Origin of the sequence: Fusobacterium sp. JB019 (genome assembly GCA_030673965.1) — a bacterium.
Lineage (GTDB): Bacteria > Fusobacteriota > Fusobacteriia > Fusobacteriales > Fusobacteriaceae > Fusobacterium_B.
Genome location: JAUTCN010000002.1, coordinates 37,539 through 56,099, shown reverse-complemented (window position 1 = coordinate 56,099; position 18,561 = coordinate 37,539). Strand labels below are relative to the sequence as shown.

Annotated in this window: 19 protein-coding genes; 13 read left to right on the top strand and 6 right to left on the bottom strand. The window is 27.5% G+C overall.

Annotated features, from left to right (window positions below; all coding sequences use genetic code 11):
- Positions 1–160 precede the first annotated feature (160 nt).
- The 8 genes from argC (at position 161) to Q7K47_00465 (ending at position 8,203) form a co-directional block, all read left to right on the top strand.
- Entirely contained in the window at positions 161–1,201 is a 1,041-nt protein-coding gene (gene argC / locus Q7K47_00500; protein MDP0505681.1) for an N-acetyl-gamma-glutamyl-phosphate reductase, read from the top strand.
- A 13-nt stretch (positions 1,202–1,214) separates the two neighbouring features.
- Positions 1,215–2,432: a bifunctional glutamate N-acetyltransferase/amino-acid acetyltransferase ArgJ gene (gene argJ, locus Q7K47_00495; protein MDP0505680.1), complete on the top strand. Its 1,218-nt coding sequence runs from the start codon at positions 1,215–1,217 to the stop codon at positions 2,430–2,432.
- 11 nt (positions 2,433–2,443) lie between these two features.
- A complete protein-coding gene (gene argB, locus Q7K47_00490; protein MDP0505679.1) occupies positions 2,444–3,319 on the top strand; it encodes an acetylglutamate kinase in 876 nt (291 codons plus the stop codon).
- Between the two features lie 13 nt (positions 3,320–3,332).
- Positions 3,333–4,502: an aspartate aminotransferase family protein gene (locus Q7K47_00485; GenBank protein MDP0505678.1), complete on the top strand. Its 1,170-nt coding sequence runs from the start codon at positions 3,333–3,335 to the stop codon at positions 4,500–4,502.
- Positions 4,503–4,520: 18 nt separating this feature from the next.
- Positions 4,521–5,504, top strand: a complete 984-nt coding sequence (gene argF / locus Q7K47_00480; GenBank protein ID MDP0505677.1) for an ornithine carbamoyltransferase — start codon at positions 4,521–4,523, stop codon at positions 5,502–5,504.
- Positions 5,505–5,666: 162 nt separating this feature from the next.
- Positions 5,667–6,479, top strand: coding sequence for a DUF169 domain-containing protein (locus Q7K47_00475; protein MDP0505676.1), 813 nt, complete (start codon positions 5,667–5,669; stop codon positions 6,477–6,479).
- A 38-nt stretch (positions 6,480–6,517) separates the two neighbouring features.
- Positions 6,518–7,666 (top strand): MFS transporter, encoded by a 1,149-nt coding sequence (locus tag Q7K47_00470; GenBank protein ID MDP0505675.1) that lies wholly within the window; start codon positions 6,518–6,520, stop codon positions 7,664–7,666.
- A gap of 69 nt (positions 7,667–7,735) precedes the next feature.
- Positions 7,736–8,203, top strand: coding sequence for a MarR family winged helix-turn-helix transcriptional regulator (locus Q7K47_00465; protein MDP0505674.1), 468 nt, complete (start codon positions 7,736–7,738; stop codon positions 8,201–8,203).
- A 27-nt stretch (positions 8,204–8,230) separates the two neighbouring features.
- On the opposite strand, the gene Q7K47_00460 is transcribed toward Q7K47_00465, so the two are convergent.
- Positions 8,231–9,577, bottom strand: a complete 1,347-nt coding sequence (locus tag Q7K47_00460) for an MATE family efflux transporter (GenBank protein ID MDP0505673.1) — start codon at positions 9,575–9,577, stop codon at positions 8,231–8,233.
- A 210-nt stretch (positions 9,578–9,787) separates the two neighbouring features.
- On the opposite strand from Q7K47_00460, the gene Q7K47_00455 reads away from it, so the two are divergent.
- Positions 9,788–10,561, top strand: a complete 774-nt coding sequence (locus Q7K47_00455) for a threonine/serine exporter family protein (GenBank protein ID MDP0505672.1) — start codon at positions 9,788–9,790, stop codon at positions 10,559–10,561.
- A complete protein-coding gene (locus Q7K47_00450) occupies positions 10,558–10,992 on the top strand; it encodes a threonine/serine exporter family protein (protein MDP0505671.1) in 435 nt (144 codons plus the stop codon). Before Q7K47_00455 ends, Q7K47_00450 begins: the two co-directional genes overlap by 4 nt.
- 39 nt (positions 10,993–11,031) lie before the next feature.
- Here Q7K47_00450 and Q7K47_00445 read toward each other — a convergent pair whose 3' ends face one another.
- Positions 11,032–11,784, bottom strand: coding sequence for an exodeoxyribonuclease III (locus Q7K47_00445; GenBank protein ID MDP0505670.1), 753 nt, complete (start codon positions 11,782–11,784; stop codon positions 11,032–11,034).
- A 16-nt stretch (positions 11,785–11,800) separates the two neighbouring features.
- Positions 11,801–12,607 carry an HAD family hydrolase gene (locus Q7K47_00440; protein ID MDP0505669.1) on the bottom strand — a complete coding sequence of 269 codons (807 nt, stop codon included), beginning with the start codon at positions 12,605–12,607 and terminating at the stop codon, positions 11,801–11,803.
- Positions 12,608–12,759: 152 nt separating this feature from the next.
- Between Q7K47_00440 and Q7K47_00435 the strand changes: the two genes are divergently transcribed.
- Positions 12,760–13,395, top strand: coding sequence for a GntR family transcriptional regulator (locus Q7K47_00435; GenBank protein ID MDP0505668.1), 636 nt, complete (start codon positions 12,760–12,762; stop codon positions 13,393–13,395).
- A 35-nt stretch (positions 13,396–13,430) separates the two neighbouring features.
- Here the strand turns inward: Q7K47_00435 and Q7K47_00430 are convergent, their stop codons facing one another.
- On the bottom strand, positions 13,431–14,204 hold the full coding sequence (locus Q7K47_00430; protein MDP0505667.1) for a type III pantothenate kinase: 774 nt from the start codon (positions 14,202–14,204) through the stop codon (positions 13,431–13,433).
- A 16-nt stretch (positions 14,205–14,220) separates the two neighbouring features.
- Positions 14,221–15,423 (bottom strand): FprA family A-type flavoprotein, encoded by a 1,203-nt coding sequence (locus Q7K47_00425; GenBank protein MDP0505666.1) that lies wholly within the window; start codon positions 15,421–15,423, stop codon positions 14,221–14,223.
- Between the two features lie 182 nt (positions 15,424–15,605).
- On the opposite strand from Q7K47_00425, the gene lgt reads away from it, so the two are divergent.
- A complete protein-coding gene (gene lgt, locus Q7K47_00420) occupies positions 15,606–16,466 on the top strand; it encodes a prolipoprotein diacylglyceryl transferase (GenBank protein MDP0505665.1) in 861 nt (286 codons plus the stop codon).
- 14 nt (positions 16,467–16,480) lie between these two features.
- On the top strand, positions 16,481–16,870 hold the full coding sequence (locus Q7K47_00415) for an META domain-containing protein (protein ID MDP0505664.1): 390 nt from the start codon (positions 16,481–16,483) through the stop codon (positions 16,868–16,870).
- 47 nt (positions 16,871–16,917) lie between these two features.
- Here Q7K47_00415 and Q7K47_00410 read toward each other — a convergent pair whose 3' ends face one another.
- Positions 16,918–18,540 carry a SulP family inorganic anion transporter gene (locus Q7K47_00410; protein ID MDP0505663.1) on the bottom strand — a complete coding sequence of 541 codons (1,623 nt, stop codon included), beginning with the start codon at positions 18,538–18,540 and terminating at the stop codon, positions 16,918–16,920.
- Positions 18,541–18,561: the final 21 nt, after the last annotated feature.

Sequence of the window (18,561 nt, the reverse complement as noted above, 5' to 3'; positions counted from 1 at the left end):
GAATGTTCGATTAACGTCATAATTTTTTAATTTACTTTTTTATAATTAACAAAATTATTAGATTTGTTTTGCCAACATTCCCTTATGTTGGCTTTTTTTATTTGAACCAGTGTATTTAGAATAATATCTAAATCACTGGTTTTTTTTGTAGGAGGTTAAAATGTTAAAAGTAGGAATCATTGGAGCTACTGGATATGCAGGGCAACAACTTGTTTGGTTACTAGTAAACCACAAATTTGTAAAAATTGAATTTATGGCTTCTAATAGCTATTTTGGTGAAAAATTTAGTGAAATTTATCCTAACTTTAAATACAGGTTGGACTCTAAACTTATATCCCCTGAAGAAGCTTCTAAAAATCTTAAAAATATTGATGTTTTATTTTTAGCTCTTCCTCATGGAAAATCTGCTAATTTAGTAAAATTAGCTGTAGAAAATAATGTTAAAGTAATTGATCTTGGAGCTGATTTTAGATTAACTGATCCTGAAATTTTCTCCAATTGGTATAAAATAAAATTTAATTTCCCTGAACTAATCAAGGACTCTATATATAGTTTACCTGAATTAAAATCAAAGGAAGAAATACAAAAAGCAAAAATAATTGCTAATCCTGGATGTTATGCAACTGCTAGTTTACTAGCTCTTGCTCCTTTAGTTAAAAATAATTTAATTGATCTTAATTCCATTATAATTGATGCTAAGTCAGGAGTTTCTGGAGCTGGTAGATCTTTAAAAACAGGAAGCCTATTTTGTGAATGTAATGAATCTATAAAAGCTTACGGAGTTGGAACTCATAGACATACTGCTGAAATAGAACAAGAACTTTCTTTAATTGGAAACAAAGAAATAAAAACTTTATTTACACCACATCTTGTTCCTATGAACCGTGGAATTTTAGCAGTATCATATGCTAGTTTAAAAGTTTCTAAATCTTTAGAGGATATTTTAAAAATTTATAAAGAGTTTTATAACTCTAGTTATTTTGTTAGAGTTCTAGATTATCTTCCAGAAACAAGATTTGTAAAGGGAAGTAACTTCTGTGATATCAGTTTAAAAATTGATCCTAGAACAAATAAAATAATAGTTATTTCAGCTATTGATAATTTAATAAAAGGAGCTGCAGGTCAAGCAGTTCAAAACATGAATATTTTATTTAATTTTAATGAATTTGAAGGCCTAACGTATTTGGGCATGAATATATAAAAAGGAGAAACATATGAAAATTTTAAAAGACGCATCTATTACAACAGTTAAAGGAATAAAAGCTGCAGGAATATCGTGTGGCCTTAAAAAAAGTGGAAAAAAAGACTTATGTTTAATTTATAGTGAAGAACAATCAATAGCTGCTGGAGCTTTCACACAAAATAAAGTAAAGGCTGCACCTGTTATTTTAAGTATGACTAATATAGAAAATACAAACACTCAAGCTTTAATAATAAACAGTGGAAACGCCAATGCATGTAACGGAGAAAATGGATATGAAGATGCTATTAAAATGACTGAACTTGTTAGTAAAAATTTAAATATCTCACCAAAAGAAGTACTTGTTCAATCAACTGGAATAATTGGTCTTCCTCTTCCAATGGATAAAATAACTTCTGGAATAAATAATATTTGTACAAAATTATCAAAGGATGGAGGAAATGACGCTGCCTTAGCAATACTTACAACTGATACCTTCCCTAAACAAGTTACAGTTCAAATGGAAATTGATAACAAAACAGTTACTCTTTCTGGAATTGCAAAGGGATCAGGTATGATTCATCCTAATATGGCAACTATGCTTGGAAATTTATTTACAGATATTAATATTTCAAAAGAATTACTAAAAAAAATCTTTAAAGAAAGTGTGGACAATACTTTCAATATGATATCTGTTGATGGAGATACTAGTACTAATGATATGTGTATTATTATGGCAAATGGAGCTGCTAAAAATAAATTAATAGATAGTGAAAATGAAGATTTAAAAATATTTAAAGATGCTCTTGATTATGTTAATAAAACTTTAGCTAAATTAATTGCAAAGGACGGAGAAGGAGCTACTAAACTTTTAGAAGTTTCTGTATTAAACGGGAAAACAAAAAAAGATTCTAAATTAGTTGCAAAATCTATAATAACTTCTAATTTAACTAAATGTGCTTTCTTTGGAGAAGATGCTAACTGGGGAAGAATTTTATGTGCTGTTGGATATTCTGAAGCTGATTTTAATATAGAAAACATTGATATCCATTTAAACGCAAATGAAAATTCTATGCAAGTTGTTAAAAATGGAGCTGGAGTCCCATTTAATGAAGATCATATTAAAGAAATTTTAAAAGAAGATGAAATAAATATTTTAGTTGATTTAAAAGATGGAAAATATAATGCTAAAGCATGGGGATGCGACCTTAGCTATCAATATGTAAAAATAAACGGTTCTTATCGTTCATAAAAGGAGAAATTATGGAAAAAAAAGAAATTAAAACTAATGCCTTTATTGAAGCTATTCCTCATATTAATAATCTGGTTGGAAAAATTATAGTTATTAAATATGGTGGTAATGCTTTAGTAAATGAAAATAAAAAACATGAGTTTATAAAAGATATTATCTTTTTAAAAAAATTAGGAAGTCATCCAGTTGTTATTCATGGAGGTGGACCTGATATTAATAAGATGCTAAAAAAATTAAATAAAGATTCTGTTTTCTTAAAAGGAAACAGGGTAACTGATGACGAAACTATGGAAATAGTTGAAATGATTTTATCTGGAAAAGTTAATAAAAACCTAGTTTCTTTAATCAATAAATATGGTGGAAACTCAATTGGACTAAGTGGAAAAGACAGTAACCTTATTCTGGCAGAAAAAAAATATATAATTGATAATAATGAAAAAATTGATATTGGAAATGTAGGGGAAATCTTAGATATTAATCCTAAAATTTTATATACACTTATAAAAGAGGATTATATCCCTGTTATTTCAAGCATTGGGATTGATAATAATGGAAATACTTATAATATAAATGCTGATTATGCTGCTAGCTCAATTGCTAGTAAACTAAAAGCTCATAAATTTATATTTATTACAAATGCTCCTGGAATAATGACTGATATTAATAATTATTCTTCTAAAATAGAATCTTTAAACTATCATGAAGCAAAGACTCTTATTGAAAATAAAATTATTACAGATGGAATGATTCCAAAGGTTGAAGCATGTCTATCTTCTTTAAAAAATGGAGTTGACCATGTTCATATAATTGATGGAAATCTTGATCACTCACTACTTCTTGAATTATTTACAAATTCAAATACTGGAACTACAATTATAAAAAATTAAAGGGAGGAATTTAATGAATACTAACAATGTTTTAAATACATATAATAGATTTGATGCTATATTTACAAAGGGAAAGGGTGTTTATCTTTATGATATAAATAATGAAAAATATTTCGATTTTGTTTCTGGAATTGCTGTAAACTGTTTAGGACATAGTAATCCTGAAATTGTAAAAACTATAAAAAACCAAAGTGAAACTCTTATGCATATATCAAATCTTTATTGGAATGATAAGCAATTAAATCTTGCTGATAAATTAAACAAACTTGGAGATTTAGACAAGGTGTTTTTCTGTAATAGTGGAACAGAAGCAAATGAATTAGCTTTAAAAATAGCTAGAAAATTTGGTAAAAACTTCTCTAAGGATAAAAACAAAATACTTTATATGAAAAACTCTTTTCATGGAAGAACTTTAGGAGCTCTTTCTGTAACTGGACAAGAAAAATATCAAACTCCATATAAGCCTATCCTAGGTGGAACTGTCCAATGTGAATTTAATAATATAAAAGATTTTTATGCTAAGTTTGATAGAACAGTTTGCGGTGTAATTATTGAACTTATACAAGGAGAAGGTGGAATAATTGAAATAGATCCTGAATTTTTACAAACAGTTAAAAATTTATGTGATATAAATAATGCTCTACTTATAACTGATGATGTTCAATGTGGAATAGGTAGACTTGGAACATTCTTTGCCTACCAAAAATTTTCTGTAACTCCTGATATTATAACTGTTGCTAAAGGTCTTGGAGGTGGATTTCCAATTGGAGCTGTTCTTGTTGGAAAAAAAGCTGCTGACACACTAAAACCAGGAGATCACGGATCAACTTTCGGAGGTAATCCCCTAGCTTGCTCAGTTGCAAATACTGTTGTGGATCAATTAACTTCAAATAATATTTTAGCTGAAGTTAATAAAAAAGGTTCTTATTTCAAAGGAAAAATTAATTTGTTAATTGAAAAATATGAATTATTTGAAAATATAAATGGAATGGGCCTTTTACTTGGTCTAAAATTAAAAGATAAAATAAAGGTTGGTGACTTTGTAAAAAAAGCTTTTGAAAAACATTTCTTATTAGTTGGAGCTGGAAATAATACAGTTAGATTACTTCCACCTTTAAATGTTACTTACAAAGAACTGGATAAAGCTGCTGAACTTTTAGAAGAAACTATAAAAGAATTTTAATATTACTGGAGGGAAAAGATGAATAAAAAACATTTTTTAAAATTACTAGATTTTACACAAGAAGAAATTAATAATTTAATAAATTTATCAGCTAAATTAAAAAAAGATAAAAAATTAGGTATGGAAGAAAAAACATTAGTTGGAAAAAATATTGCTCTTATATTTGAAAAAACTTCAACTAGAACTAGATGTGCCTTTGAAGTTGCAGCTTCAGATCAAGGGGCTAATACCACATATCTTGATTCTTCAGGAAGTCAGATTGGAAAAAAAGAATCTATTAAAGATACTGCTAAAGTACTTGGAAGAATGTTTGATGGTATTCAATATAGAGGTTATAAACAAGAAAGTGTTGAGGATTTAGCTCTTTATTCTGGAGTTCCTGTTTGGAATGGACTTACTGATAGTTATCATCCTACTCAAATAATTGCAGATTTTCTAACTATTAAAGAACACAAAGGAAAACTTAAAGGTGTTAAATTAGCATATATTGGAGATGGAAGAAATAATGTAGCTAACTCACTTTTGGTAGGTGCTGCTAAACTAGGATTAGATTTTAGAATTGTTGCTCCTAAAGATTTATTTCCTGAAAAAAATTTAATAGATATTTGTTCTAAAATATCTGAAAAAACAAATGCTAATTTAACTTTCACTGATTCAGTTGAAAAAGGATTAGAAGATGTAGATGCTATTTATACAGATGTTTGGGTTTCAATGGGAGAAACAAAGGAAACTTGGAAAAAAAGAATTGCTTCTTTAAAGCCTTATCAAGTAAATGAAAAAGCAATGTCTTATGCTAAAAATGATGCTATATTCTTACATTGTCTTCCTGCTTTTCATGATTTAGAAACTGATATAGGAAATGAAATTTTCAAAGAATTTGGAACAAAAGAACTTGAAGTTTCAGATGAGGTTTTTCAAAGTGAAAACTCTGTTGTTTTTGATCAAGCTGAAAATAGACTTCATTCAATAAAAGCTATTATGGTTTCTTCTTTCAACAATTAAAAATTTTAATTATATACTTCACTTTAAATATAAAAAGGAATTAAGTTAATATCTAATTCCTTTTTTTTGTATTAATTCTAAAAAGAAATAAAAAAATATTGATTATTTAAGCTCTGTCATGTATAATAGTTTCTAATCGAAACTATACAGGAGGGAAAATTTATGAACAGTAATATTGTTAATTGTTTAAAACCATATTTAGAAACTGTGGTTCTTTTAAGAAGTAATGAAAAACCTAAAAATTCTATTCAAGCCCAACCAGAAAAATATGTATGTATAATGTCTCTTTATGCACAAGTTACTAAAAATAGTAAAATTGCAGTTTTTGATCGTGAAACCTACGGATGCCCAGGTGCTAAAGCTGGATTAGGATTTGGATCAGGTTATTCTAATAATATGGGAGGATATGAAACTTTTTCAGCTTTTTTCTCTAAAGGAATTGAAGACGCTAAAAATCCTGAAGAATATAGAAAAATAGCTGAGCAAGCTAATCCTCATGTTAGAAAAAAACTTATTGAAGGAGAACGGTTTCAAAAGACAAGAGAAAAAGCTTATAAATGGATTACAGAAGAATTACCTATTTATAATTGGCCAGAAAAATATGTAATTTTAAAACCTTTAAAAGATTTAAAAAAAGATGAAATTCCAGAATCTGTAATCTTTAATGTAAATCCTCTTCAGCTAACAGCTCTTATTACCCTTACAGGATCTATCAGAAAAGGAATTAATGAAACAATAACTCCTCAAGGAGCAGCATGTCAAATGATAGGAGCCTATGTTTTTAAAGAAGGAGAAAGTAATAATCCTAAAGCTGTATTAGGAATGATTGATCTAGCTGCCAGAAAAACTATACAAAATATTTTACCAAAAGATTTATTAACTTATGCTGTCCCTTGGAACTTATTTCTAGAACTTGAAAAAGAAGCTAAAGAAGGTATATTTAAGTCCCCTCTTTGGCAAGATATTATTAAATAATATTAACACTAAATAATTATACTAAAAGGAGAATCTTCATGAAAACAAAATTATCCATACTTTCCATTTCTATATTACTTATCATGTCTGGAGCAGCTATAGCTCCAGCTCTTGGAAACATAAGCGAAACTTTTAATAATTCTACAGATTTATTTATAAAAATGATTCTAACAATTTCTTCTCTTATGATTATTCCATCTAGTATAATCTCAGGAAAATTAACAGGCAAAATAAAAAAACGATCTCTATTAATCGTGGGAGTTAGCATTTATATTATAGGTGGTCTTGGAGGTGGATTTGCTAAAAATATTTATGTTTTATTTCTTTTCAGAGCTCTTTTAGGTATTGGAGTTGGATTAATTCTTCCTCTTTCAACAGGATTAATTATAGATTTTTTCAAAGGTGCCGAACGAAACAAAATGATGGGATATGCTATGGCAGTAAATAATTTAGGAGCTGTTATTGCAATAATTTCAGCTGGTGTATTAACCTCTATTAACTGGAGATTCTCATTTGGTGTTTATGGAATTGCCTTTTTTACATTATTTATGATAATTTTTAATTTACCAGAGCATCAAAAACATGAAGCTAAAAAATACAATAAAATTTCTCCTTTAAATAAAAATATATATCTATTAATGTTACTAATAGGAATAGTTAATATTGTTTTTTATTCTGTTCCAACTAACATATCTATAATTATAAAAAATATGCAATTAGGAGATGCACGTATATCAGGGATTATCATTTCTACATTAAATTTAACTTCTTTTGTAATTGGAATTTTTTTCCATACTTTCTCAAATTATTTTAAAAAATACACTTTAACTTTTTCATTAACAACTATGTTTATTGGATTCTTATTGCTAACAATATCTAATTCTATAATAAAAATAGTTTTTTCTTTAATTTTTATTGGTATTGGCCTAGGAATTATACTTCCTTTAATTTTTGTGACTACAGGAAAATATACTTCACATAAAAACAGTACTTTTGCCATGGCATTAGTTAACAGCAGTATGTACTTTGGACAATTTTTATCACCTCTATCAATAAATTTTACAGCAAAATGTCTTAATAATAATTTAATAAAATTTCCATTTATATTTTCTTTTATTTTAATTGGAATATTACTGTCAATTACACTATTTAAGCTTTCCAAAAATAAAATTTCTATTTTTGAATAAAATAAATTATAAATTCTGTCATAATTTGATATACTTTATAGTAAGAAACAATTTGAAAAGGAGATCTATATGGATATGAAATTTATCACAGGAAATGTTTCAATAGGTAAATATATTGATGTTACTTCAAGATATTTATTTAATTATATTTATAAAAAAGTAACCCCTTATAATATAAAAAGACATGAATTTAAAGTTTTAGTAGAACTTTATCATAATGAAGGAATCTGCCAAGAAGATATTGTTGAGAATTTAAAAATTAGAAAATCTGAAGTTGCCAAAGCAATTAAAGAACTAATTGCTAATGATTATGTTTATAAAATAAAAAATCCAGAAAACAAAAGGATTCATAATCTTTATATTACTAAAAAAGGACTAACAATAAAAAATGATATCATAAATATCCTTCTAAAAAGTAGTGAAATACTTACTCAAAATATTTCTCAAGAAGATTTAAAAGTTGCTAAAAAAGTTATGAAACAAATGGCAAATAATATCTATATTGAGGCTAATATAAAAGAAGAAAATGATGAATAATTAAATAAAGCTCCCTAGGGAGCTTTATTATATTATAACTTTTATCCATTTTCCTGATTTTAATCTAGGTATAATAAAGAATATTTTTGCTATATCTTCTGCACAAACAAACATATATACAATTCTTATATCCACTTTTAAATATATTGCTGAAAAGAAAGCTAAAGGAATACCTACTACCCATAAGCTCATCATTTCTGTATAAATAGCATATAAAACATCCCCTCCACTTCTAAATGTTCCTATAATTTGTAAGACTCCAAAAAATCTAAGTGGAAGAACTACTGACATAGTTCTTATTATAAAAATTACATCTTCTTTAACTGACTGAGTTACATTAAATAAAAGCATTACATAAGGAGCTACTATAAAAAATATTATTCCTATAATTATTCCTATTACTATTGTAAATATAGAAATATTATATGCATCTTTTTTTATTTCTAAAAAAGCTTTTCCTTCCCCAATATTATTTCCTATCATTATTGCTGCTGCTATAGCAATTCCTTGCCCGCAAATTAAAAATAAATTATTCATAATAAGAGCTATTTGCATTGTGGCAATTGATTCTGTTCCTAGTAATGCGTAAGCTTTAGAATAAAAAGTCATTCCCATTATCCATAGAAAATCATTTGCAATTACAGGGCTTGCTTTTCTAATATAAGATTTTAACATAAAACTTGAAAAACCAAACATTTCTTTAAATGTTGATTTAATTATATTATCTTTAGAATAAATCATGTATATTAAATATGATAATTCAAAAAATCTTGAAAAAGTTGTACCTATTGCAGCACCAGAAACACCCATAGCAGGTACCCCTAATTTACCAAAAATAAATATATAATTTAAAATACCATTAAAAACTAATCCAATTATACTTCCTTTCATTGGAAGAGCTGTTTGTCCTGTACTTCTAAGACAAGTTTGAATTGTAACAGATAAAGCTGTAAATATATAACTTAAAGCAACAAATTTTAAATATCCCACTCCTAAATTTATTACCTGTATATCATCTGTGAAAATTTTAATTATATATTCCGGATATATAAAGGCTACTAAAGCAAATAATATAGAAAAACCAACTGAAGATATTATTGCTATCCCCAAATATTTTTTTATACTTTTTATATCCTTCCTTCCCCAAAATTGTGACATAAATATACCAGAACCAAATGCACATCCAGTAACAGTCATAAAAAATATCAAATAATATTGATTTGCAAGACCAATAGATGCTATCTCACTAACTCCTAAATGTCCAATCATTATATTGTCTAGCAAATTTAATGATGCTGTAATTAAATTTTGTAATATTATCGGTATGGCTAAAATCACTAGGGATTTAATAAATTTATTGTCCATCTTTTTCATTTCTACTCCTTATTTAACAAAAAAAAATAGCAAGCTATATGGGTTGTTAAAGTCGCCCACCTGCTTACCTCCCATTATAATAACCTTTTTTATCTAATTAGTCAATATTATTTAGTGTTTTAATACACTTTCACAATTATTTTATAGTATTGTAATTTATTTTTTGATATAATTTAGGTGTAATAAAGTCGTAATTAATTGGAGGAATTTATGGGATGCAAATGCAGTGAATATGAAGTTTTGGAACTTGTATCTTTTGTTGGAAAATTATACCTAAAAAATGGAGCAGAAGTCTATAAAACTGAAGAAATAATTTGTACCATTGGTAAAAATTTTGGATACGAAGTTGAAACTTTTTCTACATTAACTTGTATCGTTGTATCTCTTTCAGGAAGAGATAAAGAGTATCGTTCTAAAGTCACTAGAATAAACTCTAGAGATTTGAATATTCAAAAACTTCATCTTGTAAATAACCTCATTAATAATATAGAAAATTATAGTTATAAAGATTTTTATAGAGAAATGACTAAAGTAAATGATAATTACTTCTTAGAATTTCATAGATATGTAATTGGATGTGTTATTGTTGGAATGTCATTTGGAATTGTTTTTGGTGGAGGAAAGTCAGAAGCAATTGTTGGTGCCTTTGGAGGATTTTTCCTAAGCCTTGCTACTTCCTTTTTTAATAAATATAAAATTAATGGAGTTTTAGTAAATATTGCAGGAAGCGCTGCATGTACAACTGTTGCATGTGTTGCTACTTATCTTGGATATACTGAAAAAACTTCAATTATTATTATTGCTTGTCTTATGATATTAGTTCCTGGACTAGCCTTTGCAAATGCAATGAGAGATTTTATTGCTGGAGATTTAATGGCAGGAAGTTCTAGATTAATGGAAGTTATTATGGTAGCCGCTTCACTTTCTGTGGGAGTTGGACTTGTTTTTAAAATATTTACTTTCATGGGAGGTGTTATATATTGATAACTCAATTTATCTTTTCTATCTTAAGTGTTGTTGGATTTACAATTATATTTAATGTCCGTGGAAAAATTGCATTTTGGTCTGCTATCGGTGGAGCTATTGGGTGGATAATATATTTATTTACAACTAAACTTGGATTTTCTATTGGAATTTCTTTCTTTTTAGCTGGAGCTTGGATAACTTTTGTTTCACAACTAATAGCTATCTATTTTAAAACTCCCATAACCTCTGCATTAATTCCAACATTAACTCCACTTGTTCCTGGAGGAGGAGCTTATTATACTATGTTTTATCTTATAAATAAAAAATACTCTATGGCCTTAAAAAAAGGAGCTGAAACACTTATTGTTTGCGGAGCTATAATTTTAGGTTTCCTTGTTGTTTCAGAATTATTTAGATTATATCTTAATAAAAAAACATGTGTGAAATAAAAAAAAGCAGCATGAAAAAAATGCTGCTTTTTAATTTAATTATTTTATAATAACTTCAACTGGGCAATGATCTGAACCTAATATTTCACTATGAATTTCTGCTGATTCTAATTTATCAGCTAAAGATTCTGAAACCATGAAATAATCTATTCTCCAGCCTGCATTCCTTGATCTTGCATTAAATCTATATGACCACCAAGAATATCTTTCTATTGCATCAGGATAGAAATAACGGAAAGTATCTATAAATCCATCATTAACTAAATTATCAAATTTCCCTCTTTCTTCATCTGTAAATCCTGCATTTTTTCTATTTGCTTTTGGGTTTTTTAAATCTATTTCTTTATGAGCTACATTTAAATCTCCACAAAAAACAACAGGTTTAGTTTTTTCTAATCCTTTTAAATATGATTTGAATTCATCTTCCCAAATCATTCTATAATCTAATCTTTCTAATTTTGTTTTTGAATTTGGAGTATAAATAGTTACAAAATAAAAATCTTCGTATTCTGCAGTTATTATTCTTCCTTCCTTATCATGCTCTTCTATTCCCATTCCATAAGTTACTTCAATAGGTTTTACCTTTGTAAATAAAGCTGTACCTGAATATCCTTTTCTTTCTGCATAATTCCAATATTGATGATACCCTTCTAATTCTAAATCTATTTGTCCTGCTTGTAATTTAGTTTCTTGAAGACAAAATATATCTGCATCTGCCTCACTGAAGAAATCTAAAAATCCCTTTTTTACACAAGCTCTAATTCCGTTAACATTCCATGAAATAAATTTCATTTTCCCTCCTAGTAATTTATAATTTAAAATATTTGTTCAAGTAATTTCCAACTCCACTTTCTTCATTGGAATCTGTTATTTCTTCTATTCTTTTCTTTACTATTTCCTTTGCATTTTTAACAGCTACAGCTAAACCTGCCTCTTCTAACATAGCTAAGTCATTTTCATTATCTCCAAAAGCTATTACATCATCTAGAGAAACTCCGCAATCTTTTGATACTATCTTAAGTGCATTTCCTTTATTAGATTCAATATTAACAATATCCATTATTCTATCCCCAGAGACAAAAACATTTACTACTGAAGAATATTTATTTTCAACATAATCTCTTAAAATTTTTAAATGATCCAAATCTCCATAAAAAACCATCTTTTCAAAATCTTTGGCAACTATATTTTTCTTATCCTCATTTGAAATAAAATTAAAGTTTTTTTCCTCAAGAGAAAATTCTTTATAATATTCAGTATCCAGTTGAGAATAACATATATCTTTTCCTGCTGTACCACTATAATTTATATTCATTTCTGTAGCTTTTTTCAATATATCAAAACAAATATCTTTATCTACAGTTTTTTGATATATTATTTCATCATTTTTATAAATCTTAGCCCCGTTCAAACAAATATGATATCTTATCTTCTTAATATCCTTAGTTATATCCTTTATACTTGTATAATCTCTTCCAGAAGCTACTACAAATTCTAGCCCTTTTTCTATTAAGGAATTTACTGCTTTTCTATTTGTTTTTGTAACTTCTTTACTTTTGTTAACAAAAGTCCCATCTAAATCCGTCACTATTAATCTTATATTTTTATCCTTCACTTTTCACCTTTCCTTAAATTTTATATTATAATTTTATCATATTATTAAAATTTCTTCTATATTTTTAAAATTTTTCCTTGATACTTTTATTTTTTAATTGTATACTAAGAGTAGTCTTTTTTAGAAAAGACTGTATTTTAGAGGAGGAAATTATGGAAGGTTACTTAAATTTAAAAGAAAAGGCCTATGACCTTATTAAGCATAAAATTATGGATGTTGAATTTAGACCTGGTGATTATTTAGAAGAAAAAAAGCTAAGTGAATTACTTGATGTAAGTAGAACACCTATAAGAGAAGCACTGGCAAGACTAGAATCTGAACTTTGGATTACAAGTCTTCCAAGAAAAGGAATGTTTGTAACAGAAGTTGATGAAACTATGTTAAATAATATTTTCCAAGCGAGGAAAAATTTTGAGCCTGTTATTGTAAGAATGGCTTTCCCAAATCTTTCAGAAATAAAATTAAAAATTTTTAAGAAAAGATTTGAAGCCTACAATTCTTTATCTCAAGAAGATAGAGATAAATTAGATAACGATTTTCATCTATATTTTTTAAATTCTGTTGACAACGTTTTTGTACAGTCTATGATGAAAACAACATTTGAACATCTTATTAGAGTTAGAAAACTTTCTTTTGATAAAAGAAGCATGGAAAGAATTTTTACATCTAATGACGAACATATTCACATTATCGATTTAATTTTAGATGGTAAAAAAGAAGAAGCTATTAAAGCTTTTGAAGAACATATTGAAAATTCTTATATTTATTATCTTGGATTATTATTTTAATGAAAAAGCCTTGGTTTTTACCAAGGCTTTTATATTTACTTTAAATTCATTTTATATAGAGTATATATTCCTCTAATACTTAATTTTGAACTACAAACATCTATTTCTTTAATTTTTTCACCCATTATTTTGCTAAGACCTCCTGTGGCTATAACAAAACAATCTTCACCTAATTCTTCTTTTATTTTTTCAATTAAATATTTTACCTGACCTATATAGCCGTTAAATATTGCTGCTTGAATTTGTTCCACTGTATCTTTTCCTAAAACAGTATCAATTTCACAATAGTCAACCTTTGGTAATCTAGCTGTTCTTCCAAATAAAGCATTAAATGTTGTTCTTATTCCAGGAAATATTCCTCCACCAACATAAACATTCTTTTTTAAGACCTCATAAGTTGTAGCTGTCCCAAAATCAAATATAATTAAATTTCTATCTGGATATTCCTTTAAAGCTTGTACTATATCTATTATCCTATCTGGCCCCATACCTTTAGGATTATTTCCCTCTTCAAATGTAAATGGTAATTTCTTATTAATATCTACTACAAAAATATCAATATCAAAATATTTTTTTGCAAAATATTTTAACATTTGAGTTACCATAGGTACCACAGATGAAACCATCATTCCTTTAATCTCATCTATTTTAATTTCATTAACCTCAAGCATACTTTTAAAAAAAGTATAAAATTCATCCTCTGTAGTCTTTTCATCAGTTGATTTTCTAAAAGTCTCCAAAACAAATCCATCATTTCTTAATATGCTAGTACACATGTGAGTATTCCCTACATCAAAAACTATATACATCTAATAACCCTCTCTTTTATGCTAAAATTTTATCAGCCATTTCTTTAGCTAATTTTTTTAATCTATTTACAATCTCTTCATCTGGAGCTCCTTTAGCCTCAACAGATTCTCCAATTTGTTCGATTCCTTTTACTTCATTTGCAAAACATTCTAAAGCTTTAACTCCTCCACCGCTCCACATCATATTTCCAAATATTCCTAAATATCTATTTTTAAGCCCGTAATTTTTTAATTTTTCTATCACAGGTAACATTTTTGGATATACTGCATTATTATGAGCACAAGAACCTAATATAAGACCTTGATATTTCCAAATATCACTAATAATTATTGATGAATCTGTTTTAGAAACATCATAAATTTTTACATTTTTCACTCCAGAATCAAATAATTCCTTTGCTATTATTTCAGCCATTTTTTCTGTATTTCCATACATTGTTCCATAAGCTATTACAACTCCTTTTTCTTCTGGAATAAAGCTAGCCCAATCAGAATAAAGTTTTATAACAGTTTCTACTTTTTCTTTCCATAAAAGACCATGAGATGGACAAATATATTTGATTTCTAATGGAGCTAATTTAGAAATAGCTTTATTTACTTGCATTCCGTATTTTCCAACTATATTTGCATAGTATCTTCTCATTTCATCTTTGAAATCATCAAATTCAACTTCATCATCAAAAATTCCACCATTTAATGCTCCAAATCCACCAAAGGCATCATTTGAGAATAATATCTTAGAAGTTGCATCATAAGTTACCATTGATTCTGGCCAGTGTACCATTGGAATTGTAGCAAAAACTAATTTATGTTTTCCTAAATCTAATTCTTCCCCTTCTTTTACACATTTAAATTTATTTTCATCAAAATCATGATAAAAAGCTTTTATCATTCTTAAAGTCATCATATTTCCTACTATTTTGATTTCTGGGAACATTTCCATAATTTCTCCCATAGCTCCAGAATGATCTGGTTCCATATGATTAACTATTAAGTAATCTATTTTTTTATCTCCTATTACATGTTTTATTTTCTTTAAAAATTCTGCACTAGCTCCTGTTTCAACAGTATCCACTAAGCAAACTTTTTCATCATCTATTAAATAAGAATTATATGTTACACCATAAGGTAGTGGTAAATAATTTTCAAATCTTTGTGTCTTTCTATCATTTATCCCTATCCAATATATATCTTCTCCTATTATTTTTCTCAAATTCATCTAATCCCCCTTTATAGTATAAAAAAATACGTTTCCTTTTACCTAGCTAAATTCTATATCATTTTAATTTTTTTTACAATATTTTTCTATTATTTTTTTTAAATAATTTATTTATTACTCATAAAATGATATAATCTAGAGTGAATTAAACATAAATACTAATAAATTTTAAAGGAGAAAACATGAACCCTATACTTTTTTCACTTGGAAAAATAAAAATAACTTACTACGGTCTTATGTATGCAATATCTTTCTTACTTGGAATAGAAATTGCAAAAAAATATGGGCAGAAAAAGGGAATTTCACCTGAAACCATAGAAAACTATGCCTTCATTGCTATGATTTCTGGATTAATTGGAGGACGTACATACTATGTTCTTTTTAATTTAGATTATTATCTTGCTTTTCCTAACGATATTTTCGCTGTTTGGAAGGGAGGAATGGCAATTCACGGTGGTATTTTAGGAGGAATAATTGGAACTTGTATCTATGGATATTTTAAAAAAATTAATCCTTTACTTTTAGGGGATTGCGCTGCTACTCCTCTTCTTTTAGGACAAGCTATTGGTAGAATTGGAAATCTTATGAACGGAGAAATTTATGGAGTACCCACTTTTACTCCCTTAAAATATATCTTCACTCTAAAGCCTAGATTCTATGAATGGTTCAATCAATATAATGCTTTATCTGTTATGGATAAAGGTAAATTTAAAGAACTTGTTCCTTGGGGATTAGTTTTTCCTAATTCTTCCCCTGCAGGTACTGAGTTTCCTAATCTACCATTACATCCTGCCATGTTATATGAATTAGTCTTAAATTTAATTGGAGTTTTATTTCTTTGGTTTTTCTTAAGAAAGAAAAATTATAAAACTGGAACTTTATGGTGTAGTTATATTATCATTTATAGTATTATTAGAATATTTGTTAGTTTCTTTAGAGCTGAAGATTTAATGTTTTATGGATTTAGAGCTCCCCATGTAATTAGCATTGTCTTAATAATAATATCTAGTTTATTTATATATAAACTTAATAAAAAAAATTAATACTAGGAGGATATATGAAAAAAGTTTTATTATCTATTATTTTAGGTTTATCTTTAATAGGATGTTCTTCTTTAAGAAAATTACCTAATCAAGATTTTCTAGGAAAAAGTTATTCTTTAGCTTCTTCTTCTAAGGATTATAAGATTTCTATTGAATTTGCAGAGGATAATTTCTTTGGATATTCAGGAGTTAATAATTACTTTGGTAAATATCAAGTTGAAGGAAACAACCTAAAATTTAGTGCAATTGGTTCTACTATGATGAGTGGTCCTACTAAAGCAATGAATGCTGAAATTAATTATCTTGATGATTTAAGTAAAGTTAATTCATTTAACTTTGAAAATGATCAATTAATTTTAAAAACTATTAATGGTAAAAAATTATTATTCAATAAAATAAAATAATAATAGAAACTAAAGGAGCTGTTACAATAAGTAACAACTCCTTTTTTTTATTTCAAATTTTTTGCTCTTTCAAGAGCTACATGTATATTAGGAACAAAATTATCTTCTCCTATTTTTTGTACATAACCTGCTTTTAATAAAGCTTTATAAGGTTGACTTTGAATATTTGAAATAATTATTTTTATATTATCCTCTTCACATTTTTTTATAAATCCTTTTATTACTTTCATTACTGAAACATCAATAGCTCCCACAGAACGCATTCTTATAATAATAACTCTTGTATTTTTATCTGGTAATATACTTAAAAAAGTTTCTGCTGCTGCAAAGAACATTGGTCCTTCAATTTCATATACTAATATATCTTTTGGAATTTCACGTAAATTCTCTGTATCCATTTCAGTTTCTGTCCAACGACGAACCTTTGTCTCATCAACCATTCTCTTCATAAACAATAAAGAACTTACAATTAATCCAACCTCTATAGCAATTACCAAATCAAATATGATAGTTAGTAAAAAAGTAATTACAAATACTGCTATATCAGATTTCGGAGCTCTTTTTAATATCCCTAAACATTCTCTCCAACCTGACATATTATAAGCTACCATAAATAAAATAGCTGCTATTGTTGGCATTGGAATTAAAGCTGCATAAGGCATTAAAACTATTAATACTAATAATAAAACTACAGCATGTACCATTGCTGCTATTGGAGAACGTCCCCCATTTTTTACATTAGCTGCTGTTCTTGCTATTGCTCCTGTTGCTGGTATTCCTCCAAATAATCCTGAAGCTATATTTCCAAGACCTTGTCCTATTAATTCTGAATTAGAATCATGCTTTCCTCCTATCATTCCATCAGAAACAACACATGAAAGTAATGATTCTATTGAAGCTAATATTGCTATTGTAAAAGCACTTGGTAATAATTCTGTGATTATATTAATATTAACTACTGGAAAATTAAAACTAGGTAAACTTGCTGAAACATTATACAAAGATCCTATTGTATTTACGTTTAATCCTAAAATTTTTACTGCCACTGAAGTAATAACTACTGCTATTAAACTTCCTGGTATTCTTTCATTTATCTTAGGCCAGAATATTAAAATAATTAAAGAAGCCGTCCCTATAATTAAACTTTCAGTTTTAATAGTATTTAAATTAATTATCACCTCATATATTTTATCTAAAGATTCTATTGGAGCTTTATTAAAAGTTAATCCTAAAAAATCTTTTATCTGTCCTATAAGTATTGTTATTGCTATCCCTGCAGTAAATCCCGTGACTATAGTATATGGAATGTATTTAATTAACGCTCCCATCTTAAATACTCCCATTAATATTAAAATAATTCCTGCTAAAATTGTTGCAACTACTAATCCTTCCATACCTTTAGTGGCAACTATTCCTGCAACTATTGTTGCAAAAGCTGCTGTTGGTCCACTAACCTGTACTCTTGACCCACCGAAGGTTGCTATTACAAATCCTGCTACTATAGCTGTATAAAGTCCTTCTTTTGGTCCCACTCCTGAGGCCAAAGCTAAAGCTATAGATAAAGGTAATGCAATAATAGCTACTATCACTCCTGCGATGAAGTCACTCATAAATTGTTCTTTTGAATAAGTTTTCAAAACTTTAAATAATTTTGGTGTATAACTAATCATATCCCAATATCCTCTCCCTCT